The sequence below is a fragment of the Streptomyces sp. TRD_SC_5 genome, from assembly GCF_056836825.1.
In genome coordinates this window covers 2,664,626-2,690,500 of the sequence record NZ_JBWZZS010000001.1, presented here as the reverse complement: position 1 = coordinate 2,690,500, position 25,875 = coordinate 2,664,626, and the positions used below count along the sequence as shown (strand labels likewise).

24 protein-coding genes are annotated in these 25,875 nt (G+C 71.8%); 11 read left to right on the top strand and 13 right to left on the bottom strand.

Going from position 1 to position 25,875, the window contains the following annotated elements; genetic code table 11:
- Positions 1 to 65: 65 nt before the first annotated feature.
- On the top strand, positions 66 to 719 hold the full coding sequence (locus tag AC1P0E_RS12345; protein WP_482742226.1) for a PH domain-containing protein: 654 nt from the start codon (positions 66 to 68) through the stop codon (positions 717 to 719).
- A gap of 299 nt (positions 720 to 1,018) precedes the next feature.
- Here AC1P0E_RS12345 and AC1P0E_RS12340 read toward each other — a convergent pair whose 3' ends face one another.
- From AC1P0E_RS12340 to AC1P0E_RS12325, 4 genes are all read right to left on the bottom strand, one after another.
- Positions 1,019 to 2,230 carry a glycosyltransferase family 39 protein gene (locus AC1P0E_RS12340; RefSeq protein ID WP_482742225.1) on the bottom strand — a complete coding sequence of 404 codons (1,212 nt, stop codon included), beginning with the start codon at positions 2,228 to 2,230 and terminating at the stop codon, positions 1,019 to 1,021.
- Positions 2,231 to 2,382: 152 nt separating this feature from the next.
- Positions 2,383 to 4,071: a phospho-sugar mutase gene (locus AC1P0E_RS12335; RefSeq protein WP_482742224.1), complete on the bottom strand. Its 1,689-nt coding sequence runs from the start codon at positions 4,069 to 4,071 to the stop codon at positions 2,383 to 2,385.
- A 333-nt stretch (positions 4,072 to 4,404) separates the two neighbouring features.
- Positions 4,405 to 5,235 (bottom strand): purine-nucleoside phosphorylase, encoded by an 831-nt coding sequence (locus AC1P0E_RS12330; RefSeq protein WP_482742223.1) that lies wholly within the window; start codon positions 5,233 to 5,235, stop codon positions 4,405 to 4,407.
- 101 nt (positions 5,236 to 5,336) lie between these two features.
- Positions 5,337 to 5,774: a gamma-glutamylcyclotransferase family protein gene (locus tag AC1P0E_RS12325; RefSeq protein WP_214970098.1), complete on the bottom strand. Its 438-nt coding sequence runs from the start codon at positions 5,772 to 5,774 to the stop codon at positions 5,337 to 5,339.
- Between the two features lie 192 nt (positions 5,775 to 5,966).
- Here AC1P0E_RS12325 and AC1P0E_RS12320 point away from each other — a divergent pair, with 192 nt between their 5' ends.
- Together AC1P0E_RS12320 and AC1P0E_RS12315 are read left to right on the top strand one after the other, a co-directional pair.
- On the top strand, positions 5,967 to 7,406 hold the full coding sequence (locus tag AC1P0E_RS12320; protein ID WP_482742222.1) for an NAD(P)H-quinone dehydrogenase: 1,440 nt from the start codon (positions 5,967 to 5,969) through the stop codon (positions 7,404 to 7,406).
- A 110-nt stretch (positions 7,407 to 7,516) separates the two neighbouring features.
- Positions 7,517 to 8,491 carry a DeoR/GlpR family DNA-binding transcription regulator gene (locus AC1P0E_RS12315; protein ID WP_482742221.1) on the top strand — a complete coding sequence of 325 codons (975 nt, stop codon included), beginning with the start codon at positions 7,517 to 7,519 and terminating at the stop codon, positions 8,489 to 8,491.
- A gap of 9 nt (positions 8,492 to 8,500) precedes the next feature.
- On the opposite strand, the gene AC1P0E_RS12310 is transcribed toward AC1P0E_RS12315, so the two are convergent.
- Together AC1P0E_RS12310 and AC1P0E_RS12305 are read right to left on the bottom strand one after the other, a co-directional pair.
- Positions 8,501 to 9,058: a TetR/AcrR family transcriptional regulator gene (locus AC1P0E_RS12310; RefSeq protein ID WP_482745733.1), complete on the bottom strand. Its 558-nt coding sequence runs from the start codon at positions 9,056 to 9,058 to the stop codon at positions 8,501 to 8,503.
- Between the two features lie 173 nt (positions 9,059 to 9,231).
- Entirely contained in the window at positions 9,232 to 10,986 is a 1,755-nt protein-coding gene (locus AC1P0E_RS12305) for an acetyl/propionyl/methylcrotonyl-CoA carboxylase subunit alpha (protein ID WP_482742220.1), read from the bottom strand.
- Positions 10,987 to 11,349: 363 nt separating this feature from the next.
- Between AC1P0E_RS12305 and AC1P0E_RS12300 the strand changes: the two genes are divergently transcribed.
- Positions 11,350 to 11,820 carry a hypothetical protein gene (locus AC1P0E_RS12300; protein WP_482742219.1) on the top strand — a complete coding sequence of 157 codons (471 nt, stop codon included), beginning with the start codon at positions 11,350 to 11,352 and terminating at the stop codon, positions 11,818 to 11,820.
- Positions 11,821 to 11,839: 19 nt separating this feature from the next.
- On the opposite strand, the gene AC1P0E_RS12295 is transcribed toward AC1P0E_RS12300, so the two are convergent.
- Together AC1P0E_RS12295 and AC1P0E_RS12290 are read right to left on the bottom strand one after the other, a co-directional pair.
- On the bottom strand, positions 11,840 to 12,535 hold the full coding sequence (locus tag AC1P0E_RS12295) for a B3/B4 domain-containing protein (protein ID WP_482742218.1): 696 nt from the start codon (positions 12,533 to 12,535) through the stop codon (positions 11,840 to 11,842).
- Between the two features lie 25 nt (positions 12,536 to 12,560).
- Complete coding sequence (locus tag AC1P0E_RS12290; RefSeq protein WP_482742217.1) at positions 12,561 to 13,166, bottom strand: LysE family translocator; 606 nt, start codon at positions 13,164 to 13,166, stop codon at positions 12,561 to 12,563.
- 28 nt (positions 13,167 to 13,194) lie between these two features.
- Between AC1P0E_RS12290 and pdxR the strand changes: the two genes are divergently transcribed.
- Complete coding sequence (pdxR, locus tag AC1P0E_RS12285; protein ID WP_482742216.1) at positions 13,195 to 14,706, top strand: MocR-like pyridoxine biosynthesis transcription factor PdxR; 1,512 nt, start codon at positions 13,195 to 13,197, stop codon at positions 14,704 to 14,706.
- On the opposite strand, the gene AC1P0E_RS12280 is transcribed toward pdxR, so the two are convergent.
- The 3 genes from AC1P0E_RS12280 to AC1P0E_RS12270 all read right to left on the bottom strand — a co-directional run bounded on the left by AC1P0E_RS12280 (position 14,687) and on the right by AC1P0E_RS12270 (position 16,427).
- Entirely contained in the window at positions 14,687 to 15,292 is a 606-nt protein-coding gene (locus AC1P0E_RS12280; protein ID WP_482742215.1) for a Maf family protein, read from the bottom strand. The genes pdxR and AC1P0E_RS12280 overlap by 20 nt on opposite strands.
- Before the next feature lie 302 nt (positions 15,293 to 15,594).
- A complete protein-coding gene (mmpB, locus tag AC1P0E_RS12275) occupies positions 15,595 to 15,723 on the bottom strand; it encodes a morphogenic membrane protein MmpB (protein ID WP_279637882.1) in 129 nt (42 codons plus the stop codon).
- Positions 15,724 to 15,794: 71 nt separating this feature from the next.
- Positions 15,795 to 16,427 carry a TetR/AcrR family transcriptional regulator gene (locus AC1P0E_RS12270; RefSeq protein ID WP_482742214.1) on the bottom strand — a complete coding sequence of 211 codons (633 nt, stop codon included), beginning with the start codon at positions 16,425 to 16,427 and terminating at the stop codon, positions 15,795 to 15,797.
- A 72-nt stretch (positions 16,428 to 16,499) separates the two neighbouring features.
- Here AC1P0E_RS12270 and AC1P0E_RS12265 point away from each other — a divergent pair, with 72 nt between their 5' ends.
- Complete coding sequence (locus AC1P0E_RS12265) at positions 16,500 to 17,762, top strand: SGNH/GDSL hydrolase family protein (RefSeq protein WP_482742213.1); 1,263 nt, start codon at positions 16,500 to 16,502, stop codon at positions 17,760 to 17,762.
- Positions 17,763 to 17,815: 53 nt separating this feature from the next.
- Here the strand turns inward: AC1P0E_RS12265 and AC1P0E_RS12260 are convergent, their stop codons facing one another.
- On the bottom strand, positions 17,816 to 18,022 hold the full coding sequence (locus tag AC1P0E_RS12260; protein WP_482742212.1) for an acyl-CoA carboxylase epsilon subunit: 207 nt from the start codon (positions 18,020 to 18,022) through the stop codon (positions 17,816 to 17,818).
- A 14-nt stretch (positions 18,023 to 18,036) separates the two neighbouring features.
- A complete protein-coding gene (locus AC1P0E_RS12255; protein ID WP_482742211.1) occupies positions 18,037 to 19,617 on the bottom strand; it encodes an acyl-CoA carboxylase subunit beta in 1,581 nt (526 codons plus the stop codon).
- 105 nt (positions 19,618 to 19,722) lie between these two features.
- Between AC1P0E_RS12255 and AC1P0E_RS12250 the strand changes: the two genes are divergently transcribed.
- The 5 genes from AC1P0E_RS12250 to hutH all read left to right on the top strand — a co-directional run bounded on the left by AC1P0E_RS12250 (position 19,723) and on the right by hutH (position 25,875).
- Positions 19,723 to 20,604, top strand: coding sequence for a biotin--[acetyl-CoA-carboxylase] ligase (locus tag AC1P0E_RS12250; RefSeq protein WP_482742210.1), 882 nt, complete (start codon positions 19,723 to 19,725; stop codon positions 20,602 to 20,604).
- Positions 20,605 to 20,953: 349 nt separating this feature from the next.
- Positions 20,954 to 22,099, top strand: a complete 1,146-nt coding sequence (locus AC1P0E_RS12245; RefSeq protein ID WP_482745732.1) for an adenylate/guanylate cyclase domain-containing protein — start codon at positions 20,954 to 20,956, stop codon at positions 22,097 to 22,099.
- Between the two features lie 41 nt (positions 22,100 to 22,140).
- On the top strand, positions 22,141 to 22,941 hold the full coding sequence (locus tag AC1P0E_RS12240; RefSeq protein WP_482742209.1) for an enoyl-CoA hydratase/isomerase family protein: 801 nt from the start codon (positions 22,141 to 22,143) through the stop codon (positions 22,939 to 22,941).
- 45 nt (positions 22,942 to 22,986) lie between these two features.
- On the top strand, positions 22,987 to 24,138 hold the full coding sequence (locus tag AC1P0E_RS12235; RefSeq protein WP_482742208.1) for a GGDEF domain-containing protein: 1,152 nt from the start codon (positions 22,987 to 22,989) through the stop codon (positions 24,136 to 24,138).
- Positions 24,139 to 24,330: 192 nt separating this feature from the next.
- On the top strand, positions 24,331 to 25,875 hold the full coding sequence (hutH, locus tag AC1P0E_RS12230; RefSeq protein ID WP_482742207.1) for a histidine ammonia-lyase: 1,545 nt from the start codon (positions 24,331 to 24,333) through the stop codon (positions 25,873 to 25,875).

Genomic DNA, 25,875 nt, shown 5'->3' with positions numbered 1-25,875 from the left:
CGCGTAGCGACCTGTACACCCCCGGGCCCGGACGAGCCGGTGTGACGTGAGGCAGAATCGGCCGCATGACTAGCAGCCCCGGCGGCCCGGGCAACCCCGGTCCGCCCGCCGAGCCGACGTACGCCGACCGGGTCTTCCGGTCGCCCTCCGCACTGATCGGCGGAGTCCTGGTGCTTCTGCTGGCCGGGTGGGTGGGCGGCGACGCGCTGGTGCGCGGAGAGGGCCGTACGCCGTGGGCGGCCGTGGCGGGGCTGCTGTTCGCCGTGCCGCTGGTCGTGGCGTTCACGCTGCGGCCCGCCGTCTTCGCCGGCGACGACCGGCTCCGGATCCGCAATCCGTTCCGTACGATCACGCTGCCCTGGGGGGCGGTCGAGAGTGTCCGGGCCGGCTACTCCAGCGAGGTGTTCGCGGGCGGCAAGAAGTACCAGCTGTGGGCGGTTCCCGTATCGCTGCGTCAGCGCAAGCGCGTCGCCCGCCAGCAGGCCCGGCACGCGACGGACGACCCGTACGGCAGGACGTCCGCGACCGCCGACGTCACCGACGCGCGGGCGCGGCGGGCGGCCGCCGACCAGAGCGTCGACGAGCTGCGCGAGCAGTCGGAGCGGTGCGCGTCGCGGCCGACGGCGCAGGGCGAGCCGGCCGTTCGCTGGGCCTACGAGATCATCGCGCCTTGCTTGGTGGGAGCGGTCGCGCTTGTGGTGCTTTTCGCCACTGGGTGACGCGGGGGTCGTCTTTTCGGGGGCTTCGGGGTCGGTGCCTTTTGCGGGGGCGCCGGGGGCAGTGGCTTCGGGGTCGGTGCCGCGCCGGGGCGTCTCCTCGGGCGTCGAACGTTCGGGTACGTCGGGTTTCGTTGGGGTGGTTGCGTTCGACGCCCTGCGGGGAGCGCCCCTGCACGTCCCCTCCTGGCACCGCGCATGCGAGACCGGGGCCCTGTGGGTGTCCACCGTCCCGCACCGTGCGTGCGATGCCGGGGGTGCGGTGGGCACGGTTGTCGGCTCCCGGCCTTGGCTTGGGTGGCTTACGGCGGGCCCGGCCAGATCAGTTGCATGTACGCCCCGAACCACAGGGAGGCGAGCACCATGCCGCCCACCATGAGCACCCCGGTCATCCGCCGGGCCCGCGCCACCGCCAGTGCGATCGGCAGCAGCAGCGGGAAGCCCGGGACCAGGAAGCGGGCGCGGGGGAAGTAGACGCCGCCGCTGCCCAGGACGACCAGCAGCAGTACGCCGGTGAAGACCAGCAGCGGCAGTGGCTGGCGCTCGGCTGCGCACAGCAGGAACAGGGCTACGGCGAGGAACAGGACCAGCGTCACCACTACCAGGAACAGGTGCGGCCTGGACTGGTAGAGCAGGAAGCGCCGCATCTCGCGCAGCGTGTCGGCCCCGCCGTCCCATTCGTTGAGCCACAGCTTCTGTACGGCGAGGTAGCCGTCCCAGCGGCCGAGCCGCAGGCCCACCCAGGCGACGTAACCGGACCATCCCAGCGGTGCGATCAGCGCGGCGGCCGGCACGGTGGGACGTGGTCCTCTTCCGGTCCGCCACGCGCGCCACAGCGTCGCGGTCGCCGCCACCGAGACCGCGGCGGCGACCGCGACGCCGGTGGGGCGGGTCAGGCCGGCGAGCGCGGCCAGGGAGCCGGCCCACAGCCAGCGGCCGGTGAGGACGGCGTACAGCGCCCAGGCCGTCAGCGCCGTGAACAGCGACTCCGTATAGCCCATCCACTGGACGACCGCGACCGGCATGCAGCCCCAGAGGACGGCCAGCAGGGTGCCGACGCGGCGCCCGTACAGCCGGTCGCCCACGGCGAAGATCCCCCAGGCGGCCAGGAGGGAGAAGGCGACGGCTAGCAGTACGCCGACGCTGGCGCGTGAGCCCGGTGTGACGGCTGCGACGGCCTTGATCAGCACCGGGTAGAGCGGGAAGAAGGCCAGGTTGTTGCTGTTGCGCGCGGTGCCGAGGGCGGAGTCGTAACCGCTGTCGGCGATCTCCAGGTACCAGCGGGAGTCCCAGGAGGTGGCGAGGGCGGGCCACAGGCCGTGGCCCCTCAGGTGCGCCCAGTGCGCGAGCACCAGGACGCCCAGGCCGCGTACGGCGACGTAGCCGGCCAGGGCCGGGGCGGCCCGCCGCAGCGACTTCGTCAGCCGGTCCCGCGTTCCTTCGTACGGGCGCCTGGCGGCTGGGACGGCCCTGCGGGGCCGGGCGGCGGTCGCCGGGGGTGCGGTCGGGGGCACTGCGGCAGCTCCTGGGGCTCGGCGTGGGATACCGGGTCACCCTTCCTCGCCCGGTCGGGAGAGGGCACGGAGCGCTGCGTCACCTGCCGTACGGAAACCACTCGTCCGGGCGGTCGGTCCCGGGCAGGGAACCGGCCGCCCGGACGCGGTCATCAGATGCCGGCGGCCGCCGACAGGTCGCGCTTGATCGCGGCGAGGATGCCCTCGGCCCGTTCCTTGGCCGTCGCCAGCTCGCCTGCGTCGGCCACCGGGACCACGGCCTCCAGGTAGCACTTGAGCTTCGGCTCGGTGCCGCTCGGCCGGACGATCACGCGGGCCTTCACCTCACCCTCCAGGTAGTAGCGCAGGCCGTCGGTCGGCGGCAGCTTGTCGGTGCCGCGCGTCAGGTCCTCGGCGCTGGTGACGGTCAGTCCCGCGAGGGAGGCGGGCGGCTGGGCTCGCAGCCGGGCCATCGCGTCGGCGATCACTGTCAGGTCCTCGACGCGGACCGACAGCTGGTCGGTGGCGTGCAGGCCGTGCTCGACGGCGAGGTCGTCGAGGAGGTCGAGGAGGGTGCGGTTCTCGGACTTCAGGACGGAGGCGAGCTCGGTGATGAGGAGCGCCGCCGTGATGCCGTCCTTGTCGCGTACGCCCTCGGGGTCCACGCAGTAGCCGAGAGCCTCTTCGTAGCCGTAGCGCAGGCCGTCGACGCGGGCGATCCACTTGAAGCCGGTCAGGGTCTCCTCGTACGGCAGACCGGCGGCGGCGGCGATCCGGCCGAGGAGGGACGACGACACGATGGACTCGGCGAACGTGCCGCGCGCGCCGTTGCGGACCAGGTGCGCGGCGAGCAGCGCGCCGACCTCGTCGCCGCGCAGCATCCGCCACTCGTCCGTACCGGGCCCGGGCACGGCGACGGCGCAGCGGTCCGCGTCCGGGTCGTTCGCGACGATCAGGTCGGGCTGCGCGCGGCGGGCGGTGGCGAAGGCCAGGTCCATGGCCCCCGGCTCCTCCGGGTTGGGGAAGGCGACCGTGGGGAAGTCCGGGTCGGGCTCGGCCTGCTCGGCGACGAGCACCGGCTCGGGGAACCCGGCGCGGGCGAACGCGGCCGTCAGGACCTCCTTGCCGACGCCGTGCATGGCGGTGTAGACGACGCGGGCGGTGCGGGGCGACCCGGCGGTGAGGACCTCGTCCGTACGGGCGAGATAGGCCTCCAGGACCTCCTCGTTGAGGGTGAACCAGCCGGTGTCGGGGCGCGGTACGTCTGCGAGTGCGTGTACCGCCTGGATCTCGGCGGCGATTTCGGCGTCGGCGGGCGGCACGATCTGCGAGCCGTCGCCGAGGTAGACCTTGTAGCCGTTGTCGCGGGGCGGGTTGTGGCTCGCGGTGACCTCGACGCCGGCGACGGCGCCCAGGTGCCTTATGGCGAAGGCCAGGACGGGGGTGGGCAGCGGGCGGGGCAGGAGGGCCGCGCGCAGTCCGGCGCCGGTCATCACGGCGGCGGTGTCGCGGGCGAAGTCGGCGCTCTTGTGGCGGGCGTCGTAGCCGATGACGACGAGGCCGTCGGTCTGGCCCTTGGCCTTCAGGTACGCGGCGAGGCCGGCGGCGGCGCGGATGACGACGGCGCGGTTCATGCGCATGGGGCCTGCGCCGAGTTCTCCGCGCAGTCCCGCCGTGCCGAACTGGAGGGTGCCGGCGAAGCGCGCGGCGAGCTCGTCCAGGGCCTCGGCGTCGATGAGCTTGCCGAGCTCGTCGCGGGTCTCGCTGTCCGGGTCCTCGGCCAGCCAGGCCTGCGCCCGGGCGATGAGCGCCTGCTCCTGCTCCTGCTGCACGGTGTGGTCCACCTCTCGTGTGTGGTGCATGACGATTCGCCTGCGGCGAGCTTGTTCCCCGGCCCGCCCTTTCCCGAACCGGGGCTCCGCCCCAGGCCCCGTACGCCCTACGGGCGTGTCCTCAAACGCCGGACGGGCTGGATTCTGGCGCGGATCGTTCTGCCGCGTGCGGCGACCTTCGGCGGACGGGCCGAAAGTCGCCGCACGGGCATTTCGCGTGCCGCACCTCTCGCGGACGGGCCTGAGCTTGCGCGCTCAGCCGTCCACTCCCGGCACACTCCAGCCCCCCGGCTCTCTTGAGCCCGTCCGGCGTTGAGGACCACCGGGGTCCGGGGCAGCGCCCCAGAGCGGGAAGGGGCGCGGTCAGATGCGCTCGAGGACCTGGGCCAGGAGTGCGCCCATGCGGGTGGCCGAGTCGCGGCCGGCCTGGAGCACTTCCTCGTGGTTCAGGGGCTCGCCCGTCAGACCCGCGGCCAGGTTGGTGACCAGCGAGATGCCGAGCACCTCCGCACCCGCCTCACGCGCGGCGATGGCCTCCAGCACCGTGGACATGCCGACGAGGTCGCCGCCCATCACACGGACCATGTTGATCTCGGCCGGCGTCTCGTAGTGCGGGCCGGGGAACTGGACGTACACGCCCTCCTCGAGCGTCGCGTCCACCTCCTTGCACAGCGCGCGCAGCCGAGGCGAGTACAGGTCCGTCAGGTCCACGAAGTTCGCCCCGATGATCGGCGAGGTGGCCGTCAGGTTGATGTGGTCGCTGATCAGCACCGGCTGGCCGGGGCGCATGCCGGGGCGCAGGCCGCCGCAGCCGTTCGTCAGGACGATGGTCTTGCAGCCGGCGGCGACGGCGGTACGCACACCGTGCGAGACGGCGGCGACACCGCGGCCCTCGTAGTAGTGCGTACGGCCGAGGAAGACCAGCGCGCGCTTGTCGCCGATCTTGTACGAGCGGACCGTGCCCGCGTGTCCGGCGACGGCCGGCGGCGGGAAGCCGGGCAGCTCGGTGACGGCGAACTCGTGCTCGGGCGCGCCCAGCGCTTCGGCGGCCGGCACCCAGCCAGACCCCATCACGAGGGCGACGTCGTGGGTCTCGGCGCCGGTCAGCTCGCGCAGGCGGGCGGCGGCGGCGTCGGCTGTCGCGTGGGGGTCGGCGAAGCCGTCGGTGGGGGCGGGGGTAACAGATGCGTTCACGCCGACGAGGGTAACCGGTGAATCCCTACGCGCGTAGATGTCACTGCCGACGGTGTTGCGATCGTTGCCTTGTCGGATCGGACGAAGGCAGGCTCACACCCTCAGCAGGGGCGCTTGCGCAGCTCCATGACGTAGTCGTGCGGCGCGCCCGCGGACTCCGCCGCGTCGGCGAGCTCCCCCAGGTAGCGGGCGGAGGGGAGGCCGCCCTCATACCCGTTCAGGACGTACAGCCAGGTCGGCTCCTCGCCCTCCAGCGTGTGTACGCGGACCCGCATCCGGCGGTAGATGTCGAGTCCGACACCTTCCCAGCGGTCCATGGAGTCCTCGTCCATCGGAGCGATGTCGTAGAGCGCGACGAAGACCTGTGAGCGCGGGGCCTCCACGATGGTGGCGAGCGCGCCCTCCCAGCCCATCGACTCCCCGCCGAAGGTCAGCCGCCAGCCGTTGAGCCAGCCGGTCCCGCGCAGCGGTGAGTGCGGTGCGCGGCGCGTCATCAGCCGCGCGTCGAGGTTGCCGGCGTACGCGGCGTAGAGCGACATGTGATCGAGGGTACGGGAGGGGGTGGAGCGGCGGGGGCCGACGAGCGCTGCGGCCGGATGGAGGCCCCGGGGCGAAGCACCTTGAAGCGTGCGGGACAATGGAGTACGTACTGCATTCCCCCCGGGCGATCCCCGGATCCCCGGCCGAGCGGGCAGGCGGGCCGGGATTGACAATGCGAGGCGGACTTTTTCGTGACCCGGATCGTGATCATCGGTGGCGGACCCGGCGGATACGAGGCGGCCCTGGTGGGCGCCCAGCTCGGCGCGGAGGTAACGGTAGTCGACAGCGACGGTCTGGGCGGGGCGTCGGTGCTCACCGACTGCGTACCGTCCAAGACTCTGATCGCCACGGCCGAGGTGATGACGACCTTCGACTCTTCGTACGAGGAGTTGGGCATCATCGTCGCCGACGACACGCCGCACATCGAGCAGGCGGCCCGCGTGGTCGGCGTGGACCTGGGCAAGGTCAACCGCCGTGTGAAGCGCCTCGCGCTCGCGCAGTCCCACGACATCACCGCCTCCGTCACGCGTGCGGGCGCGCGCGTGGTGCGCGGCCGCGGCCGCCTGGAGGGCCAGCAGGACGCCGACGGCTCCCGCACGGTCGTCGTGACGTACAGCGACGGCAACGAGGAGCGCCTCACCGCCGACGCCGTACTGATCGCGACGGGCGGGCACCCGCGCGAGATCCCCGACGCGCTCCCCGACGGCGAGCGGATCCTGAACTGGACGCAGGTGTACGACCTGGACGAGCTCCCGGAAGAGCTCATCGTGGTCGGCTCCGGTGTCACGGGCGCGGAGTTCGCCGGCGCCTACCAGGCACTCGGCTCGCGCGTCACTCTCGTGTCGTCGCGCGATCGCGTGCTGCCGGGTGAGGACCCGGACGCCGCCGCCGTCCTGGAGGACGTCTTCCGCCGGCGCGGCATGAACGTCATGGCGCGCTCGCGCGCCGAGTCCGCCAAGCGGGTCGGCGACCGCGTGGAAGTGACCCTGTCCGACGGGCGTGTCATCAGCGGTACGCACTGCCTGATGGCCGTCGGCGCCATCCCGAACTCCGCCGACATGGGCCTGGAGGAGTCCGGCGTCCGGCTGAAGGACTCGGGCCACATCTGGACCGACAAGGTCTCGCGTACGAGCGCTCCCGGCGTGTACGCGGCGGGTGACGTCACCGGCGTCTTCGCGCTCGCGTCGGTCGCGGCCATGCAGGGCCGGATCGCGATGTACCACTTCCTCGGCGACGCGGTGACCCCGCTGAACCTCAAGACCGTCTCGTCGAACGTCTTCACCGACCCCGAGATCGCGACGGTCGGTTACACCCAGGCGGACGTGGACGCGGGCAAGATCGACGCGCGCTCCGTGAAGCTGCCGCTGCTGCGCAACCCGCGCGCCAAGATGCAGGGCATCCGCGACGGTTTCGTCAAGATCTTCTGCCGTCCCGGTACGGGCATCGTGGTCGGCGGCTGTGTTGTGGCGCCCCGCGCGAGCGAGCTGATCCACCCGATCTCGATCGCGGTCGACAACAACCTGACCGTGGAACAGATCGCGAACGCCTTCACGGTGTACCCGTCCCTGTCGGGATCGATCGCCGAGGTCGCACGGCAACTGCACACCCGCAAGACGTCCGCCGAGGCGTAGGCGGGGGCCTGGCGGGGCCTATACCACTCCGCGCCCCAGTTTGGGCACAACTTCTCTTATTCGGCGCAAACTGCTGAAAAGTATCGGCCGCTGGGGTTACTGTCAGTTTCGTGTTCGCTGCAGAACGTCGTCAATTGATCCTCGAAATGGTGCGCGCCAACGGGGCTGTATCGCTCCGTGAGCTCGCCCGCGTCGTCCAGACCTCCGAAGTGACCGTACGGCGGGACGTGCGGGCACTGGAGGCAGAAGGACTCCTCGACCGCCGGCACGGCGGTGCGGTACTGCCGGGCGGTTTCACGCGGGAGTCCGGCTTTCCGCAGAAATCCCATCTCGCGACCGCGGAGAAGACGGCCATCGCCGATCTCGCCGCGGGACTCGTCGAAGAGGGCGAAGCCATCGTCGTCGGCGCCGGGACGACCACACAGGAGCTGGCCAGACGGCTCGCCCGGGTGCCCGGGCTGACCGTCGTCACCAACTCCCTGCTGGTGGCCCAGGCGTTGGCGCACGCCAACCGCGTCGAGGTCGTCATGACCGGCGGCACGCTGCGTGGGTCGAACTACGCGCTGGTCGGCAGCGGGGCCGAGCAGTCGCTCCAAGGGCTGCGGGTCTCGCGGGCGTTCCTCTCCGGCAGCGGACTGACCGCGGAGCGCGGCCTGTCCACGTCCAACATGCTGTCGGCGAGCGTCGACAGGGCGTTGGTGCAGGCCGCCGCCGAGGTGGTGGTCCTCGCGGACCACACCAAGCTCGGCACCGACACCATGTTCCAGACGGTGCCGACGGACGTGATCACGCGCCTGGTCACCGACGAGCCGCCGCAGCACGACGACCGTGCGGCGACCGAGCTGCAGGCCCTGGCGGACCAGGGCGTGCAGATCGCCGTCGCGGGGCCCGGTGCGGCGGGCTCCGGGGGCGACGGCGTCCCGCCGGGGCGCCAGCCCCGTCGGGACATGCCCCTGCCCGGCCAGCGGCGTACGCACCCGGGCGGACCCGGTGCACAATTGCGCAGCGCCGGATCTCTGGCGGAACAGCAGTCGGGCCCCGCAGAGCGTGAACGGGCGCGCGTCGCCGATCTGCGCCGCCGCTGAGGCCGGCCGTTACGCCGCTGTCTCGGCCCGCAGGCCCTTCAGCGTCAGCGTCAGCAGACGGTCGGCCAACTCCGGGTCGTCCGGCGCCTGTTCGGCGGCCAGCGCGATGGCGTTCGTCAGCTGCATCAGGTCGCCGATCGACACGTCCGGCCGGACGGAACCGCTCTCCTGAGCCCGTACGAGCAGCAGCTCGCCCGCCGCGTTCATCGGCGTACTGCATCGCGCAAGGGCCGAACTCTTGTCGCGCGAGGCCGACATGAGCTCGCGGGCGAGCCCCCGGTACTCACCCGCATGAGTGACGATGTCGCGCAGCCAGGTGACGAGCGCCGAGCAGGGCGCGTCGCTGTCGGCCAGTTCGCGTGAGTGCGCGAGGAGTTCGTCGACGGCGCCCTCGAAGACGGCGCTCATCAGGGCGTGCCGGGTGGGGAAGTGCCGGTAGAGCGTGCCGATGCCCACCCCGGCGCGGCGCGCGACGTCTTCGAGTGAGGCATCGGTGCCGTGCTGGGCGAAGGCGGTACGGGCCTCGGCCAGCACGCGCTCGTAATTGCGCCGGGCGTCGGCACGCATGGGCCGTACAGCCGCCGACGCGGCCGCCGACGCCTTCGGCATCTGTGGTCCGGTCGTCGCCATGGGGTCGCCCTTCTGCTGCTCCAGTCTCCAGGATGCCATTGCGAGCTGAGGGGCCCCGCCGGTTTCGGCGGGGCCCCTCAGCTCGGGTACGGCTTGTCCGCGGCCGGACGTCAGTCCTTGATCTCGCAGATGACGGCGCCGGAGGTGACGGACGCGCCGACTTCGGCGGCCAGGCCCTTGACGGTGCCGGAGCGGTGCGCGTTCAGCGGCTGCTCCATCTTCATGGCTTCCAGGACGACGACGAGGTCGCCCTCCTTGACCTCCTGGCCCTCCTCGACCGCGACCTTGACGATCGTGCCCTGCATGGGCGAGGCCAGAGTGTCGCCGGAGGCGGCCGGGCCGGACTTCTTCGCGGCACGGCGCTTGGGCTTGGCGCCCGCGGCCAGGCCGGTGCGGGCCAGGGACATGCCCAGCGAGGAGGGCAGCGAGACCTCCAGGCGCTTGCCGCCGACCTCGACGACGATGGTCTCCCGACCGGACTCGTCCTCGTCCGCCTCCGCGCCCGGCACGGTGAAGGCCGGGATCTCGTTGACGAATTCCGTCTCGATCCAGCGCGTGTGGACCCTGAAGGGGTCGGACGTGAACGCCGGGTCCGCGACGACCGCGCGGTGGAAGGGGATGGCCGTGGCCATGCCCTCGACGTTGAACTCCGCGAGCGCACGCGCGGCACGCTGCAGCGCCTGCTCACGCGAGGCGCCCGTGACGATCAGCTTGGCGAGCAGGGAGTCCCACGCCGGGCCGATGACCGACCCGGTCTCGACGCCCGCGTCGAGGCGGACACCGGGGCCGGACGGCGGTGCGAACGCGGTCACCGTGCCGGGGGCCGGGAGGAAGCCGCGGCCCGGGTCCTCGCCGTTGATGCGGAACTCGATGGAGTGGCCGCGCACGGCCGGGTCGTCGTACCCCAGCTCCTCGCCGTCGGCGATGCGGAACATCTCGCGGACCAGGTCGATGCCGGTGACCTCTTCGGAGACCGGGTGCTCGACCTGGAGACGGGTGTTGACCTCCAGGAAGGAGATCGTGCCGTCGACGCCGACGAGGAACTCGACGGTGCCGGCACCGACGTAACCGGCCTCCTTGAGGATGGCCTTCGACGCGCGGTACAGCTCCGCGTTCTGGGCCTCGCTCAGGAACGGCGCCGGGGCCTCCTCCACCAGCTTCTGGTGGCGGCGCTGCAGCGAGCAGTCACGAGTGGAGACGACCACGACATTGCCGTGGGCGTCGGCCAGGCACTGCGTCTCGACGTGACGCGGCTTGTCGAGGTAGCGCTCGACGAAGCACTCGCCGCGACCGAAGGCCGCGACGGCCTCGCGGACGGCGGAGTCGTACAGCTCCGGGACCTCTTCGAGCGTACGAGCGACCTTCAGACCGCGGCCGCCACCGCCGAACGCCGCCTTGATGGCGATCGGCAGACCGTTCTGCTCGGCGAACGCGACGACCTCGTCGGCGCCCGAGACCGGGTCCGGCGTACCGGCGACGAGCGGGGCACCCGCGCGCTGCGCGATGTGCCGGGCGGCCACCTTGTCGCCGAGGTCACGGATGGCCTGCGGCGGCGGGCCGATCCAGGTCAGGTCCGCGTCGAGTACGGCCTGGGCGAACTCGGCGTTCTCGGAAAGGAAGCCGTAGCCGGGGTGAACGGCATCCGCCCCCGAATCCTTGGCGGCCTGGAGCACCTTGGCCATGTCCAGGTAACTGGCGGCCGGGGTGTCACCGCCCAGAGCGAACGCCTCGTCGGCCGCGCGGACGTGCAATGCGTCCCGGTCCGGATCGGCGTAGACGGCTACGCTCGCGATTCCGGCATCCCGGCAGGCCCGAGCAACGCGGACAGCGATTTCGCCTCGGTTGGCGATGAGCACCTTGCGCACGATTGGCTCCCTCCTTGAAACAAGCTGAGTTTAGGGACTGCCGACACGGACCTACGACCCATCCCCAATGGTGAGCTTGCCCACACGGAGCGTGATGCGAGGCTCGCGCGAGTCGCGAATTCCCTTGTCGCACCACGGTACGACGGGTTCCCTCACCGCACAGTAGCCCTCAGGTGTGGCGCAGGTCTCTGTCCGGGCGGTCAGCCGCGCGGCAGCTTTCTTTGTCGAGTCCCTACGAACGGCCGAATCATTCTTTGCCCTGGGACCGGCCGCGCCCGACCCCTTGTACGGAGGATTACCCGTTAGTAGCGTTTGGGGCGACGCGTACGTACTAGGGGTAACAGCCGGAAGAGGGTGGGCGCCGTGGCGCGCAGACCGATAGCAGCCGCGGCCGCGGCCGTGCTGTTCGTCGAAGCCGTCGGGATCGTGTTCATCCACTGGATCCTCGGCAAGGTCGTCAACAGCCAGTCGATGTCCCTCGCGGGTCTCGACTCCGGCCTGATGTCCACGTCGACGTATCTGATGGGCGGCGGCTTCGGTCTCTACCTGGTGGTGTGCGGCGTCATCCTGCTGCGCGCCGCACTGTCGGACCTGGCGCCGGGCCGCATCGGCCGGATCCTGCTGATCGCGTGCGCGGTGGTGCACGGGGTGCTCGGGGCGCTGTGCGTCGGGCTGGTCGGCTGGGCCGCGTTCGTGGTGCTGATGGCCGCGTTCGGCCTGATCGTGCTGTCGATCATCGCGTACGGGAAGCGGGAAGAGCGGGGCGGCCTTCCCGGCCCCGTGGACGCTCCGCCGGCCGGACCGCCGGAGAACGGGACTCCGGCGCCGGCCTGACGGGGCGGGTGCCGTCGTTTCAGCACGCGAAGCGCGGTGAGGCCGGGCTCAGGATCGCGGACGACGCCGAGGTCACGGACCACAGGCCGCTCAGCTCTTCGGCGAGTGCGGCGGTGAGGCGGCGCATGTCTTCCGGAGCGGACTCGTGCATCGCCTCCGCGATGATCAGGACGCTGCTCGTCGTGTCGCGGACGGCGGAAGCGCCGCTCTGCCGGTTGGTCCAGCGCCGGGCGTGCGCCTGGCCGGCGACGTCCGCGAAGATCACCTCACCGGGGGCGGGATTCTCCGTCTCGCCGGAGAACGTCACGTACTTCTCGTCTCCGGTCGCGTAACGCACTTCCAGATCTCCGGAGATCTCGGAAACGTCGAATACGCCCACCGGGATCGCGAACGCGAGTGAGACGGCATTGCAGACATCGATCAACGGATGAATGCGGGGGAGCGAACTCTCCTTCCTGAACCGCCGCAGGAGCGATTCCGAGGCGCAGCGGTACTGGGTCGGCTTGTGCCCCATCCTCGAAAAGGCGCGCCGCCATGCCCGGATCTCGGGCAGCTCTCCTTCCGTGGCGAGAGCGAGCCGGGAACCGGCGATCGCGTTGTACTTCGCGAGCGTACGGTCGACGACGGCGTCCTTGGTGATTCCTTCGGCGCGGACGACCCCGGGGACCAGCTCGGGGAAGTCGTGCCAGATGTCGCTCGCGTGCTGGAAAAACATCAAGTCTGCTTTCGTGGTTCAGGAATCAGAGGAACGCGAGCCGGGCGCCGAGGGTGGCGAACGCGCCCGCGAAGACCCTGCGCGTCCAGGTCAGGACACGGGGGCGTGAGAGGACATGACGCCGCATCGCGGCGGCGAACCTTCCGTACGCGGCGAAGACCAGGAACGTGAGCAGCATGAATACGGCGCTCAACTCGGCCATGTGCAGCAGCGCGTTCGGCTCACCCGCGCTCACGAACTGGGGCAGGAACGCGAAGAAGAAAATCGTGAGTTTCGGGTTGAGGATATTGATGAGGATTCCGGATGTGATGACTTTCGTCGCCGACCGGGGTTCGGCGTCCTTCTCCGCCATGAGGGCGTTCTTGTCCCGCAGCGTGCTCCACGCCATATAGAGGAGATAGGCGACGCCCAGGTACTTGAGAATCTGGAACGCCGTCGCGCTGGTGTTGAGCAGCGCCGCGAGACCCGTGATCGCCGCCACCATGTGCGGAATGATGCCGAGCGTGCATCCGACGGCGGCGACGAAACTCGCGCGGGCGCCGCGCGAAAGGCCGGCCGCCATGGTGTAAAGCACGCCGGTGCCGGGTGTGGCGACGACAATCAGCGATGTCAGTAAGAACTCGGTGCTCATGCCCTCACCCTGGCGTCACAATGGCCTGATGAACAGGTCCATTGACCGCGCCTGCGACCGGTCCATAACGGTCTCCTCAGGGTCGGACTTCCTTCAGCTGAACCCGGACGAGGCGCCGGTCGGCGGGCTGTCGGACTGGCTGGCGCGCCGCCTCAGGGCGGCGATATCGGACGGCAGCCTCCCGGTGGGGAGCCGCTTGCCGGCCACTCGGGTGCTCGCGGCCGAACTGCGGGTGTCGCGTGGTGTGGTGACGGAGGCCTACCAGCGCCTGACCGAGGACGGGCATGTCGCGGGGCGGGGGAGGGGCGGGACGGTGGTCGTGGCGGCGCCGGTCGCCGCCGAGCCTGTTCCCGCGCCTGTTCCGGCTGTGCGTTTGCCCGCCGGGGCGGTGTTCGGCGTAACGCCGCCCGGGGCGGACGTCTTCGACGCGCTGCGTGCGGTACCGGCGCGCATCGATCTGTCGCCCGGTGTGCCCGATCTGGCCGCGTTCCCGCGAGCGGCGTGGCTGCGCGCGGAGCGCGCCGTACTGAAAGATCTGTCGGCGTCCGATCTCGGGTACGGAGATCCGCGCGGCGCGCGGGAGTTGCGTCTCGCGGTGGCGAACTGGCTCGCTCGCAACCGGGGGATCAGGGTGGACGCGGGCGAGGTCCTCATCACATCGGGCACTGCCCAGGGACTCGGGCTGCTGGCGCAGGTGCTCCGGGACGACGGGATCTCCGCGATCGCGGTGGAGGACCCGGGGTCGCTCGGGGCCCGCCAGCACTTGCACAACCGGCAGTTGGAGACGCCACCGGTCGCGGTGGACGCCGAGGGGGTACGGGTCGACGAACTGCGCGCCACCGGTGCCAGGGCGGTTCTGCTCACCCCGGCGCATCAGTTTCCGACCGGGGTGGTGCTCGGCGGCGTACGACGGAGGGAGCTGATGCGGTGGGCGGGCGAGGGCGGGCTGATCGTCGAGGACGACTACGACGCCGAGCACCGCTACGACCGGCCTCCGGTGCCCGCGCTGCGGTCGGTGCTCGCGGAACACGTCTGTTACGCCGGGAGCGTGTCCAAGCTGCTCGCGCCCGCGCTGAGGGTGGGGTGGATGCTGGCGCCGCCGAAGTACCGGGACGCGTTGGTGGACGCCAAGCGGTTCGCCGACCTCGGCAACGCGGTGCTGTCGCAGCTGGTGCTTGCGCGGCTGATGGAATCGGGCGAGATGGAACGCCACTTGCGGCTTCTGCGCAGGCGGCACCGGCGGCGCCGGGACGCGATGATCGCGGCGATCGGGGAGCATCTGCCGGGAGCGGTGGTGCACGGTGCGGCGGCGGGGCTGCACCTGATGATCACCTTCGCCGGCGCGCGGTTCGCCGACACCGACGTGGCGGCGGCGGCGCTCGCGCGCGGCGTGAAGGTACAGCCGCTGTCGTGGCACAGACAGCGCGCCGGAAGCCCCGGTCTTGTGCTCGGTTACGCCGCGACGCCGCCGGGCGGGATCGGCGAGGGCGTCGCGGCGCTGGGCGAGGTCGTGGGGGAGGTCAGGCCCAGAGGGCGGTGATCGGCGTACCGAGGTCGGCGAGGAGGCGGCGCAGCAGCGGCAGCGAGAGGCCGATGACGTTGCCGGGGTCGCCGTCGATGCCCTCGATGAACGGGGCCGAGCGGCCGTCGAGGGTGAAGGCGCCGGCGACGTGGAGGGGTTCGCCGGTCGCGACGTACGCGGCGATCTCGGCGTCGGTCGGTTCGCCGAAGCGGACCGTGGTGGACGCGGTCGCGGAGGCGCGGCGGCCGGTGGCGGTGTCGATCACGCAGTGCCCGGTCTGGAGGATGCCGGAGCGGCCCCGCATGGACTTCCAGCGGGCGGTGGCGTCCTCGGCGTCGGCGGGCTTGCCGAGCGCCTGGCCGTCCAGCTCCAGTACGGAGTCGCAGCCGATGACGAGGGCGTCGGCGGCCTCGGGGCGGGCGGCGACGGAGGCGGCCTTGGCCTCGGCGAGTACGAGCGCCAGCTCGCCCGGTGTGGGCGCGGTGATCGCGTCCTCGTCGACGCCACTGACGACCACCTCGGGAGCGAGCCCGGCCTGGCGCAGGAGCCCGAGGCGGGCGGGCGAGGCGGAGGCGAGGACGAGGCGGCGGCGCGGATCAGTCATGCGGTTCATCGTACGAGGCGGCGGGGGCCGGCTTCGCCTGGGCGGTGGGCCCGCCGCGGCGCGCGGTTACCCACCCGCCCCGCTGGCGGGAGGAGCGGGTTGGGGGCTTCGGTGGTCCCGCCTCGTCAGTTGATGCCGCGATCGGTGGCAGTGGTCAACGCCGTCCATCGCCTCAGGGGTGAGCAGCCGACCGTTGCCGATTCTGCGTCCAGCCGAAGCTTCAGATCCTCGGGGAGTTACACCGTCGTCTTCTTCATGGGCGCAGCGTGCCACCTGCATGGGTGGAGGCTCGTCCTGGCCGGTCAGTGGACGCCCAGTACGAACATCGCCAGCACCATCGCGAGCGCGAGCAGTACGCCCATGCGCCGGAGCATCGCCTGCGTCTCGCGCAGCTCTTTCGGAGGTTCGTTCTCCGGGTCGGACCACAGCATGCCTTCGATCCTGCGACCGAAATGGCTCCGGCGCCTGAGTACGTGTACTCAGGCGTGCCAGTACCAATGGACTAATTCCGGGTGAACGATCCGGCCTTCGCGGCGGTCACCGCCACCACCGCCGCCCGCACCGCGTCCGCCTCGCCCAGCGGCTCCCGGCTCACCGCGAAGCGGTAGTAGAGCGGGGCGGACACCGCCCGGACCACCTCACCCGCGTCCGTCCCGGCCGGGACCTCGCCCCGGTCCGCCGCCCGCGCCACGCACGGCGCCCACTCCTGGATGCGCGTCGCGTAGAAGCCGTGCAGCGCCGTCGCGCACTCCTCGTCGCACGCCGCCGCCGCGATGACCGCCTGGAACACCGGGCCCATGCGGGGGTCGGTGAGGGCCTGGCGTACGAGACGGGCGTTGGCCAGCAGGTCCTCCTCCAGCGAGCCGGTGTCCGCGGCGGGCACCGACTGCTCGGCCATGTCGCGCAGCAGGTCGGCGACGAGACCGGCCGCCGAGCCCCAGCGGCGGTAGACCGTCGTCTTGCCGACGCCCGCGCGCGCCGCGACCCGGTCCATGTTCAGCCCGTGGAAGCCCCCCTCCACCAGCGCCTCTTGCGTCGCTCCGAGCACAGCGGCGCGGACCTTGGCGGTCCGTCCGCCGGGGCGCACGGACCCCGGCGTGAGCGAGGCGGCTTCCAAACGGGAATTCTGTTCCATTAGGCGCTCCGAGTCTGGTACGGTCCTCGCATCTTAACGGAACTCACTTCCCATTAGGGAAAGGGCTGTGTCATGAACTTCAAGTTCGTCCGCCGCATCGCCGCCCCCGTCGTCGCCTCCGCACTCGCTCTCGGGCTCCTCGGCGCCGCGCAGCCGTCGTCCTCGGCGCAGCCCGCCGGCCGCTGGACCGCCGCCTGGGGCGCCTCCCCGCAGCTCCCCAGCACCGGCTTCACTCCCAACTGGTCCCAGGAGGGCTTCTCCCGCCAGACCGTTCGCCAGGTGGTCCGGGTCACCGGCGCCGGCGAGCAGGCCCGTATCCGCCTCTCCAACGCGTACGGAACCTCACCGCTCAGCATCACAGGCGCCACGATCGCCCGTACGGCCAAGGGGAAGGGCGCCGCCGTCGAGCCCGGCAGCATCCGCCACCTCACCTTCTCCGGCAAGCGGTCCGTCGAGATCCCCGCACGCGGCGAGCTGCGCAGTGACGCCGCCCCGCTGCCCCTGGACCGGCTGGAATCCGTCACAGTCACCCTCTACCTCGCCGGCACCACCGGGCCCGCCACCTTCCACTCCCAGGCCTGGGCGGACACGTACCGCGCCCACGGCGACCACCGCGCCGACGCGTCCGGTGCCGCGTTCACCGACAAGACCCAGTCCTGGTACTACCTCTCCGGCGTCGAGGTCGGCGGGGACGAGCCCGCGAAGCCCCGCAAGAAGGACGGCATCGTCCTCTTCGGCGACTCCATCACCGACAGCTTCGGCTCGACCCCGAACGCCGACCGCCGCTACTCCGACGCCCTCGCCGAGCGCACCGGCCGCCCCGTCGTCAACCAGGGCATCGGCGGCAACCTCGTCCTCAACGACTCCGCCTGGTACGGGGAACGCGCCACCGCCCGCTTCGGCCGCGACGCCCTCGGCCAGCCCGGCGTCTCCACCGTCGTCGTACTCGAAGGACTCAACGACATCGGCTTCAGCGAGGCGAAGGACCAGCCCACCTACAAGCCGTCCCCCGTCGTCTCCTCCGCCGAACTCATCGCCGGCTACCGCAAGCTGATCCGCACCGCGCACGCCAAGGGCCTGCGGATCGTCGGTTCGACCCTCCTGCCGCTCAAGGGCTCCGACCACTGGGGCGAGCACGCGGCTCGGGCCAGCGACGAGGTCAACCACTGGATCCGTACATCGGGCGAGTTCGACGCGTACGCCGACTTCGACAAGGCGCTCGCCGACCCGACCGACGCCGACCGCCTCAACCCGGCGTACGACTACGGGGACGCGCTGCACCCCAACGACGCCGGCTACCGGCTGATGGCGAAGACCGTCGCCGCAGTCCTCTGAGTGACAGCAGTGAAGGCCGGACCCGAGCGGGTCCGGCCTTCACTTTTCTCCGGTCAGCCGGGCCAGTACGTCCGGCCCCAGGCCGTCGGCCCCGGTCGCGGCAGCCGGTGCCGCGCCACCCTGGCCGGGTCCGACCAGCCGGTCGGCGGTTCCTCCGCGCCGGACGGCGAGCCGGCCGCCGCCGCGGCGCGTGCCTGGACCACCGCGAGTGCGGCGGCCAGCTCCTCAGGTGTCGGGTTGCCCCGTACGACCTTGATCATCGTCAGCGGCCTTCCTAGAGCGGGATGTTGCCGTGCTTCTTCGGGGGGAGAGATTCCCGCTTCGTACGCAGCTGACGCAGCCCGCGCACGATGTGGCGGCGCGTCTCCGACGGCATGATCACGGCGTCCACGTACCCGCGCTCGGCGGCGACGTAAGGATTCAGCAGCGCGTCCTCATAGTCCGCGATCAGCTCGGCGCGGGTCGCCTCCGGGTCCTCGGCGGCCGCGATCGTGCGGCGGTGCAGGATGTTCACCGCGCCCTGCGCGCCCATCACCGCGATCTGCGCGGTCGGCCACGCCAGGTTGAGGTCCGCGCCCAGGTGCTTCGAGCCCATGACGTCGTACGCACCGCCGAAGGCCTTGCGCGTGATGACGGTGATCAGCGGGACCGTCGCCTCCGCGTACGCGTAGATCAGCTTGGCGCCGCGCCGGATGATGCCGCCGTACTCCTGGTCCACGCCCGGCAGGAAGCCCGGCACGTCCACGAACGTCAGCACCGGCACGTTGAAGGCGTCACACGTGCGGACGAAACGCGCCGCCTTCTCGGAGGCGTTGATGTCCAGACAGCCCGCGAACTGCATCGGCTGGTTGGCGACGATGCCGACCGGGTGGCCCTCGACGCGCCCGAAGCCGGTGACGATGTTCGGCGCGAAGAGCGCCTGTGTCTCCAGGAACTCGCCGTCGTCCAGCACGTGCTCGATGGCGGTGTGCATGTCGTACGGCTGATTGGCGCTGTCCGGGATCAGGACGTCCAGCTCGCGGTCCTCGTCGGACGTCTCCAGGTCCGCCTCCTCGGGGAAGGCCGGCGGCTCGCTGAGGTTGTTCGAAGGGAGGTACGAGAGCAGCGACTTGACGTACTCGATCGCGTCCTTCTCGTCGCCCGCCATGTGGTGTGCGACACCCGAGGTGGTGTTGTGCGTGCGCGCGCCGCCGAGCTCCTCGAAGCCGACGTCCTCGCCGGTGACCGTCTTGATGACGTCGGGGCCCGTGATGAACATGTGCGAGGTCTGGTCGACCATCACCGTGAAGTCGGTGATCGCGGGCGAGTACACCGCGCCGCCCGCGCACGGGCCGACGATCAGCGAGATCTGCGGTACGACGCCCGACGCGTGGACGTTGCGGCGGAAGATCTCGGCGAACAGGCCGAGCGCGACGACACCCTCCTGGATGCGCGCGCCGCCGCCGTCGTTGATGCCGACGACCGGGCAGCCGGTCTTCAGCGCGAAGTCCATGACCTTGACGATCTTCTCGCCGTAGACCTCGCCGAGCGACCCGCCGAAGATGGTGAAGTCCTGCGAGTACACGCAGACGGGGCGCCCGTCGACGGTTCCGTACCCCGTCACGACGCCGTCGCCGTACGGGCGGTTCTTCTCGATGCCGAAGTTCGTCGAGCGGTGCCGGGCGAACTCGTCGAGCTCGACGAACGACCCCTCGTCCATGAGCAGGTCGATCCGCTCACGGGCCGTCAGCTTGCCCTTGGCGTGCTGCTTTTCGACCGCGCGCTCGGAGCCCGCGTGCGTGGCTTCGTCGATACGTCGCTGCAAATCCGCGATCTTGCCCGCGGTGGTGTGAATGTCTGTCTCGGGCTCGGACATCGGGATGCGGCTCCCTGCCTGGTCAGCGGACGGCTACTGGCACGTAGCGTAGCGGCGCGTGTGCCGCTCGGCAGTGCGTCGTTTGCCACACCTACGCTGGGTTGCATGACGCCTCCCGATGCTTCAGACGACCGCTGGTCCGACCTCGACCGGCCGCCGCTCAGCGCGACCGCTCTGCGCCGCGCACTGGTGCGCGAGGGCGGCCTGTGGACGTCCCTGGACGTCGTGCCCTCGGTCGGATCCACCAATACCGACCTCGCCGGGCGCGCGGAAGACCTGCCGGAGGGCGCGGTACTCGTCGCCGAGGAGCAGACCGAGGGCCGCGGACGCCTCGACCGCCGCTGGTCGGCGCCCGCGCGCTCCGGGCTCTTCTTCTCCGTGCTGCTGAAGCCCACCGAGGTGCCGGTCGACAAGTGGGGCTGGCTGCCGCTGCTCGCCGGAGTCTCCGTGGCGAGCGCGCTGTCCCGGTCCGCCGGGGTCGACACGGCACTCAAGTGGCCCAACGACCTGCTGGTCACCGTCGGAGGCGAGGAACGCAAGGCCGGCGGCATCCTCGCCGAGCGGGCGGCGGACGGCGTCGTCGTCGGCATCGGCATCAACGTCACGCTGACCGAGAAGGAGCTGCCGATCCCCGGCGCGGGATCGCTGGCGCTCGCGGGAGCCGTGTCGACGGACCGCGATCCGCTGCTGCGATCGGTGCTGCGTTCGCTCGGCCAGTGGTACGGCGAGTGGCGTGCGGCCGGCGGCGATCCGGCGGCCTGCCGCCTCCAGGAGGCGTACGCCGCGGGATGCGCCACGCTCGGCCGTACGGTGCGGGCGGAGCTGCCCGGCGGGCGGTCGGTGACCGGCGAGGCGGTGGCGATCGACGGCCACGGACGGCTGGTGCTGGCGACGGCCGAGGGGGTTCAGCAGCCGGTGGGAGCGGGTGACGTCGTACACCTCAGGCCGGGGGTGAGTACAGAGGAGACGCACGGTACAGGGGAGTGAGCTAGGGCACACCTGTCGTATCGTTGAGGCGATCCGCGACGGATCGGCGGGACAGACGATCGGCAGGACACAAGGCAGTGCGCAGGGAACGGGCAGGAGGCGGTAGGTGACCGTCGACGACGCGGGGTCCTCTGCTGGTGCGCGCCGGGACCCGGGTAAGGGTCCGGAGCCGGAGCCGGGTGCGGCTGCGCCGTCCGGTTCCGGTGCGGGTGAGGAGTCCTCTGTGGATGCGGCAGGGCCGTCAGGCGCGGATGCGGACGCGTCCGCCGCCGGGGCCGGGGACCCCGATCCCACCGACGCGGCCGCGCGGTCCCGCCCGAAGGCCGGCGCGGGCCCCGGGCACGGCGTGCTGAGGGCGGACGGGACCGAGGACGGGGTGCCCGCCGCCGTGGAGCCTTCGCCGTACCCCACACCGCACCACGCCGTCGACCACACCGCCGAGCCGACCGACGATCCGCTCGCCATCCGCCTCGAGCAGCTGATCCTCGGCGCCGAGCGCCGCTACACCCCCTTTCAGGCCGCCCGTACCGCAGGCGTCTCCATGGATCTCGCCTCCCGGTTCTGGCGGGCCATGGGCTTCGCCGACATCGGGCAGGCCAAGGCCCTGACCGAGGCCGACGTCCTCGCCCTGCGGCGGCTCGCCGGTCTTGTCGAGGCCGGGCTGCTGAGCGAGCCGATGGCGGTGCAGGTCGCCCGGTCCACCGGGCAGACCACCGCCCGGCTGGCGGAATGGCAGATCGATTCTTTCCTGGAGGGGCTGACCGAGCCGCCCGAGCCCGGCATGACCCGTACCGAAGTCACGTATCCGCTGGTCGAGCTGCTCCTCCCCGAGCTGGAGGAATTCCTGCGTTACGTCTGGCGGCGCCAGCTCGCCGCCGCCACCGGCCGGGTCGTCCAGGCAGCCGACGACGAGGAAATGGTCGACCGGCGGCTCGCGGTCGGCTTCGCGGACCTGGTCGGGTTCACCCGGCTGACGCGCCGCCTGGAGGAAGAGGAACTGGGCGAGCTGGTCGAGGCCTTCGAGACGACCTGCGCGGACCTCGTCGCGGCCCACGGCGGCCGGCTCATCAAGACCCTCGGCGACGAAGTCCTGTACGCGGCGGACGAACCGGCCACGGCGGCGGAGATCGCGCTGCGGCTCATCGAGACGATGGCCGCCGACCAGACGATGCCGGCCCTGCGCGTCGGCATCGCCTTCGGCACGGTGACCACGCGTATGGGCGATGTCTTCGGTACGACCGTGAACCTGGCCAGCAGGCTCACCTCGATAGCGCCGAAGGACGCGCTGCTGGTGGACGGGGCGCTCGCCGAGGAGCTGTCGCGGACCGGCGACGCGCCGGTGTCCGAGGCGGAGGCGGCGGCCGAGGCGGAGAAGGCGGAGAAGGAGGGCGTCGCCCCGCCTTCGTACCGCTTCGCGCTCCAGCCGATGTGGCAGCGGCCGGTGCGCGGGCTCGGCACGGTCGAGCCATGGCTTCTGACCAGGCGGCCCACCTAGGATCCTCCCGGTAACGATCGTTAACCGGGAGGGTGTGCGGCATGAGTGGGGAACAGCAGCGGTTCGGGGAGTTCGTCGGCGTACAGCGGCACGGGTACGTCGCCGAGCTGGTCCTCGACCGGCCCAAGGCGATGAACGCGGTGTCCACGGACATGGCCCGCTCCATCGCGGCGGCGTGCGACGCGCTGGGCGCGGATCCGCAGGTGCGCGTGACGGTGGTGACGTCCAGCCACGAGCGGGCGTTCTGCGTCGGCGCCGACCTCAAGGAGCGGAACTCCTTCACGGACGCCGAGCTGGTACGTCAGCGGCCGGTCGCCCGGGGCGCGTACACCGGCGTACTGGAACTGCCCATGCCGACGATCGCCGCCGTGCACGGCTTCGCGCTGGGCGGCGGCTTCGAGCTGGCGCTGGCCTGCGATCTGATCGTGGCCGACCGTACGGCGGTGGTCGGGCTGCCCGAGGTGTCGGTGGGCGTCATCCCCGGCGGCGGCGGTACGCAGCTGCTGCCCCGGCGGGTGGGGGCGGCGCGGGCGGCGGAGCTGGTGTTCACGGCGCGGCGGGTGGAAGCGGCGGAGGCGGCCGGGCTCGGCCTGGTCGACCAGCTGGTGGACGCGGGGCAGGACCGGGCGGAAGCACTGGCGCTGGCGGCGCGGATCGCCGGGAACTCGCCGGTGGGGCTGCGGGCGGCGAAGCGGGCGATGCGGCTCGGTCACGGCCTCGATCTGCGGGCGGGCCTCGAGGTCGAGGACGCGGCGTGGCGGTCGGTGGCCTTCTCGGGCGACCGGGCGGAGGGCGTGGCGGCGTTCAACGAGAAGCGCACCCCCCAGTGGCCGGGCGAGTAGGTATCAAATCGCCACAAATCTCCACAGACTCCCTAAGCTGGGGAGATGGGTGAGGATGTGCGGCTGCGGGCCGTCGTGACGCTGGCGCAGGCGATGGCGGCGGCGCACACCCCGCGCGAGTCCTGGCGGGCGGCCGCGCTGGGGGCGAAGGAGGCGCTGGGGGGCAGCTTCGCGGCGGTTTCGGTGTGGGAACGCGAGCTGGGGCGGCTGCGGGTGCTGGTGAACGCCGGGGTGCGGGCGGAGGGCGAGGAGGAGTTCCCCGAGGGCGAGACCTATCCCGTGCATCAGTTTCCGGAGATCGCGGAGTTCCTGCACGAGAAGTGGGCGGGCGGGGGCGAGCCCGACGCGTGGGTCGAGACGGCGGAGGGGGCCGCCGGTGCTGCTGGTGGTGCCGGTCCCGCCGGATTCTGCCACCAGCGGGTGGTGGCGCTGCGGCGGCGCGGGCGCGGGTCGTGCGTGGTCGCGCCGATCGTGCTGCGAGGGCAGGCATGGGGGGAGCTGTACGTGGCGCGGCCGGCCGGGGCTCCGGTCTTCGGCCGGCCGGACGCGGACTTCGCGACGGTGCTCGCGTCGGTGGTGGCGGCGGGCATCGCCCAGACGGAGCTGCTGGAGGAGGTCCGCAAGCTCGCGTTCACGGACCCGCTGACCGGGCTGGCGAACCGGCGGGCGGTCGACATGGGACTGGACGAGGCGGTGGAGCGGCACCGGAGTTCGGGGACGGTCGTCAGTTTGGTCGTCTGCGACCTGAACGGTCTGAAGCGGGTCAACGACTCGCTCGGTCATGCGGTGGGCGACCGGCTGCTAGAACGTTTCGGCTCGGTGCTGTCGGTGTGCGGCGCGATGCTGCCGGGGGCGCTGGCGGCGCGGCTCGGGGGTGACGAGTTCTGCCTGTTGGCGGTCGGGCCGTCGTCGGACGCGGTGGTGAAGGTGGCGGAGGATCTGTGCGTACGGGCGGCGGAGATGGACCTGGGGGAAGGGGTCGCGTGCGGGGTCGCTTCGACGGGGGACCCGATCGGGCCGGTCCGCACCGCGCGCCGGCTCTTCCGCCTGGCGGACGCGGCGCAGTACCGGGCGAAGGCGGCGCGCTCCGCCCAGCCGGTGGTGGCGGGCCGGGACGGAGCGGTGGTCCGCCTGGCCGACGCACCGCCGGCCGCACCGCACGACCGGCGGCATTTCCGGGGGCGGCGACCGGAGTGAGCCTGCGGCGCTTCCGGGGGCGCTGCTTCGTTGCGGCAACCATCCAGCCCGTCCGGCGTTTGAGGACACGCCCGTAGGGCGTCCGGGGCCCCGCACCGGCGCACGGCACCCGCAAGCCCCACCCGCCCCGGTAAGGGGCCCGCACCCCTTCCACTAGTGACAGAGGCGGATTCAGTCCGTAGGGTTCTGAATATGGATATGCACACAGTCGTGCTCGGGACGTCCGGGACGACCGCAGCGGACGTCATCGCCGTCGCCCGGGACAACGCCAGGGTCGAGCTCTCCCAGGAGGCCGTCGCCGCCCTCGCCGCCTCGCGCGAGATCGTCGAAGCACTGGCCGCCAAGCCGGAGCCCGTCTACGGCGTCTCGACCGGATTCGGCGCCCTCGCCTCCCGGCACATCAGCCAGGACCTGCGCGCACAGCTGCAGCGCAACATCGTCCGGTCGCACGCCGCCGGCATGGGCCCGCACGTCGAGCGCGAAGTCGTACGCGCGCTGATGTTCCTGCGGCTCAAGACCGTCGCCTCCGGCCACACCGGCGTACGCCCGCACGTCGCCCAGACCATGGCGGACCTCCTCAACGCCGGGATCACGCCCGTCGTCCACGAGTACGGTTCGCTCGGCTGCTCCGGCGACCTCGCCCCCCTCAGCCACTGCGCCCTCGCGCTGATGGGCGAAGGCGACGCGGAAGGGCCCGACGGGGTCGTCCGGCCCGCCGGTGAACTGCTCGCCGCGCACGGCATCGTTCCCGTCGAGCTGCGCGAGAAGGAAGGCCTGGCCCTCCTCAACGGCACCGACGGCATGCTCGGCATGCTGATCATGGCCATCGGGGACCTCCAGCGGCTCTACACCTCCGCCGACATCACCGCCGCCCTCAGCCTCGAAGCCCTCCTCGGCACCGACAAGGTCCTCGCGCCCGAGCTGCACGCCATACGCCCCCACCCCGGCCAGGGTGCATCCGCCGACAACATGCTGCGGGTCCTCGCCGGCTCCGGCCTCACCGGGCACCACCAGGACGACGCCCCGCGCGTCCAGGACGCCTACTCCGTGCGCTGCGCGCCCCAGGTCGCCGGCGCCGGGCGCGACACCATCGCGTACGCGCTCACCGTCGCCGAGCGGGAGCTGGCCTCCGCCGTCGACAACCCCGTCGTCCTGCCCGACGGCCGCGTCGAGTCCAACGGCAACTTCCACGGGGCGCCCGTCGCGTACGTACTCGACTTCCTCGCCATCGCCGCCGCCGACCTCGGTTCCATCTGCGAGCGCCGCACCGACCGGCTCCTCGACAAGAACCGGTCGCACGGGCTGCCGCCCTTCCTCGCCGACGACGCCGGCGTCGACTCGGGCCTGATGATCGCCCAGTACACGCAGGCTGCCCTGGTGAGTGAGATGAAGCGGCTCGCGGTCCCGGCCTCCGTCGACTCGATTCCGTCCTCCGCCATGCAGGAGGACCACGTCTCCATGGGCTGGTCGGCGGCGCGCAAGCTGCGGACCACGATCGACAACCTCACCCGGATCGTCGCCGTCGAGCTGTACGCCGCCACGCGCGGCATCGAGCTGCGCGACGGCCTCACGCCCGCGCCCGCCTCCCGGGCGGTCATCAAGGCCGTGCGGGAAGCGGGAGTCGAGGGACCGGGGCCCGACCGCTACCTCGCGCCGGACCTCGCCGCCGCCGATGCCTTCGTACGGGCGGGCAGGCTGGTCGAGGCCGTCGAGCCGGTGACCGGGCCGCTCGCCTGA

Excerpts from the sequence above, each read along its gene's own strand:
- pdxR (WP_482742216.1), top strand. The coding sequence starts at position 13,195 with ATGAACAGGTCCATTGACCGCGCCTGCGACCGGTCCATAACGGTCTCC.
- AC1P0E_RS12310 (WP_482745733.1), bottom strand. The coding sequence starts at position 9,058 with ATGCGTGCCGACGCCCGGCGCAATTACGAGCGCGTGCTGGCCGAGGCC.
- mmpB (WP_279637882.1), bottom strand. The coding sequence starts at position 15,723 with ATGCTGTGGTCCGACCCGGAGAACGAACCTCCGAAAGAGCTGCGCGAG.
- AC1P0E_RS12335 (WP_482742224.1), bottom strand. The coding sequence starts at position 4,071 with ATGCACCACACACGAGAGGTGGACCACACCGTGCAGCAGGAGCAGGAG.
- hutH (WP_482742207.1), top strand. The coding sequence starts at position 24,331 with ATGGATATGCACACAGTCGTGCTCGGGACGTCCGGGACGACCGCAGCG.
- AC1P0E_RS12240 (WP_482742209.1), top strand. The coding sequence starts at position 22,141 with ATGAGTGGGGAACAGCAGCGGTTCGGGGAGTTCGTCGGCGTACAGCGG.
- AC1P0E_RS12235 (WP_482742208.1), top strand. The coding sequence starts at position 22,987 with ATGGGTGAGGATGTGCGGCTGCGGGCCGTCGTGACGCTGGCGCAGGCG.
- AC1P0E_RS12250 (WP_482742210.1), top strand. The coding sequence starts at position 19,723 with ATGACGCCTCCCGATGCTTCAGACGACCGCTGGTCCGACCTCGACCGG.
- AC1P0E_RS12295 (WP_482742218.1), bottom strand. The coding sequence starts at position 12,535 with ATGTTTTTCCAGCACGCGAGCGACATCTGGCACGACTTCCCCGAGCTG.
- AC1P0E_RS12260 (WP_482742212.1), bottom strand. The coding sequence starts at position 18,022 with ATGATCAAGGTCGTACGGGGCAACCCGACACCTGAGGAGCTGGCCGCC.
- AC1P0E_RS12325 (WP_214970098.1), bottom strand. The coding sequence starts at position 5,774 with ATGTCGCTCTACGCCGCGTACGCCGGCAACCTCGACGCGCGGCTGATG.
- AC1P0E_RS12290 (WP_482742217.1), bottom strand. The coding sequence starts at position 13,166 with ATGAGCACCGAGTTCTTACTGACATCGCTGATTGTCGTCGCCACACCC.
- AC1P0E_RS12345 (WP_482742226.1), top strand. The coding sequence starts at position 66 with ATGACTAGCAGCCCCGGCGGCCCGGGCAACCCCGGTCCGCCCGCCGAG.
- AC1P0E_RS12280 (WP_482742215.1), bottom strand. The coding sequence starts at position 15,292 with ATGACTGATCCGCGCCGCCGCCTCGTCCTCGCCTCCGCCTCGCCCGCC.
- AC1P0E_RS12265 (WP_482742213.1), top strand. The coding sequence starts at position 16,500 with ATGAACTTCAAGTTCGTCCGCCGCATCGCCGCCCCCGTCGTCGCCTCC.
- AC1P0E_RS12255 (WP_482742211.1), bottom strand. The coding sequence starts at position 19,617 with ATGTCCGAGCCCGAGACAGACATTCACACCACCGCGGGCAAGATCGCG.
- AC1P0E_RS12270 (WP_482742214.1), bottom strand. The coding sequence starts at position 16,427 with ATGGAACAGAATTCCCGTTTGGAAGCCGCCTCGCTCACGCCGGGGTCC.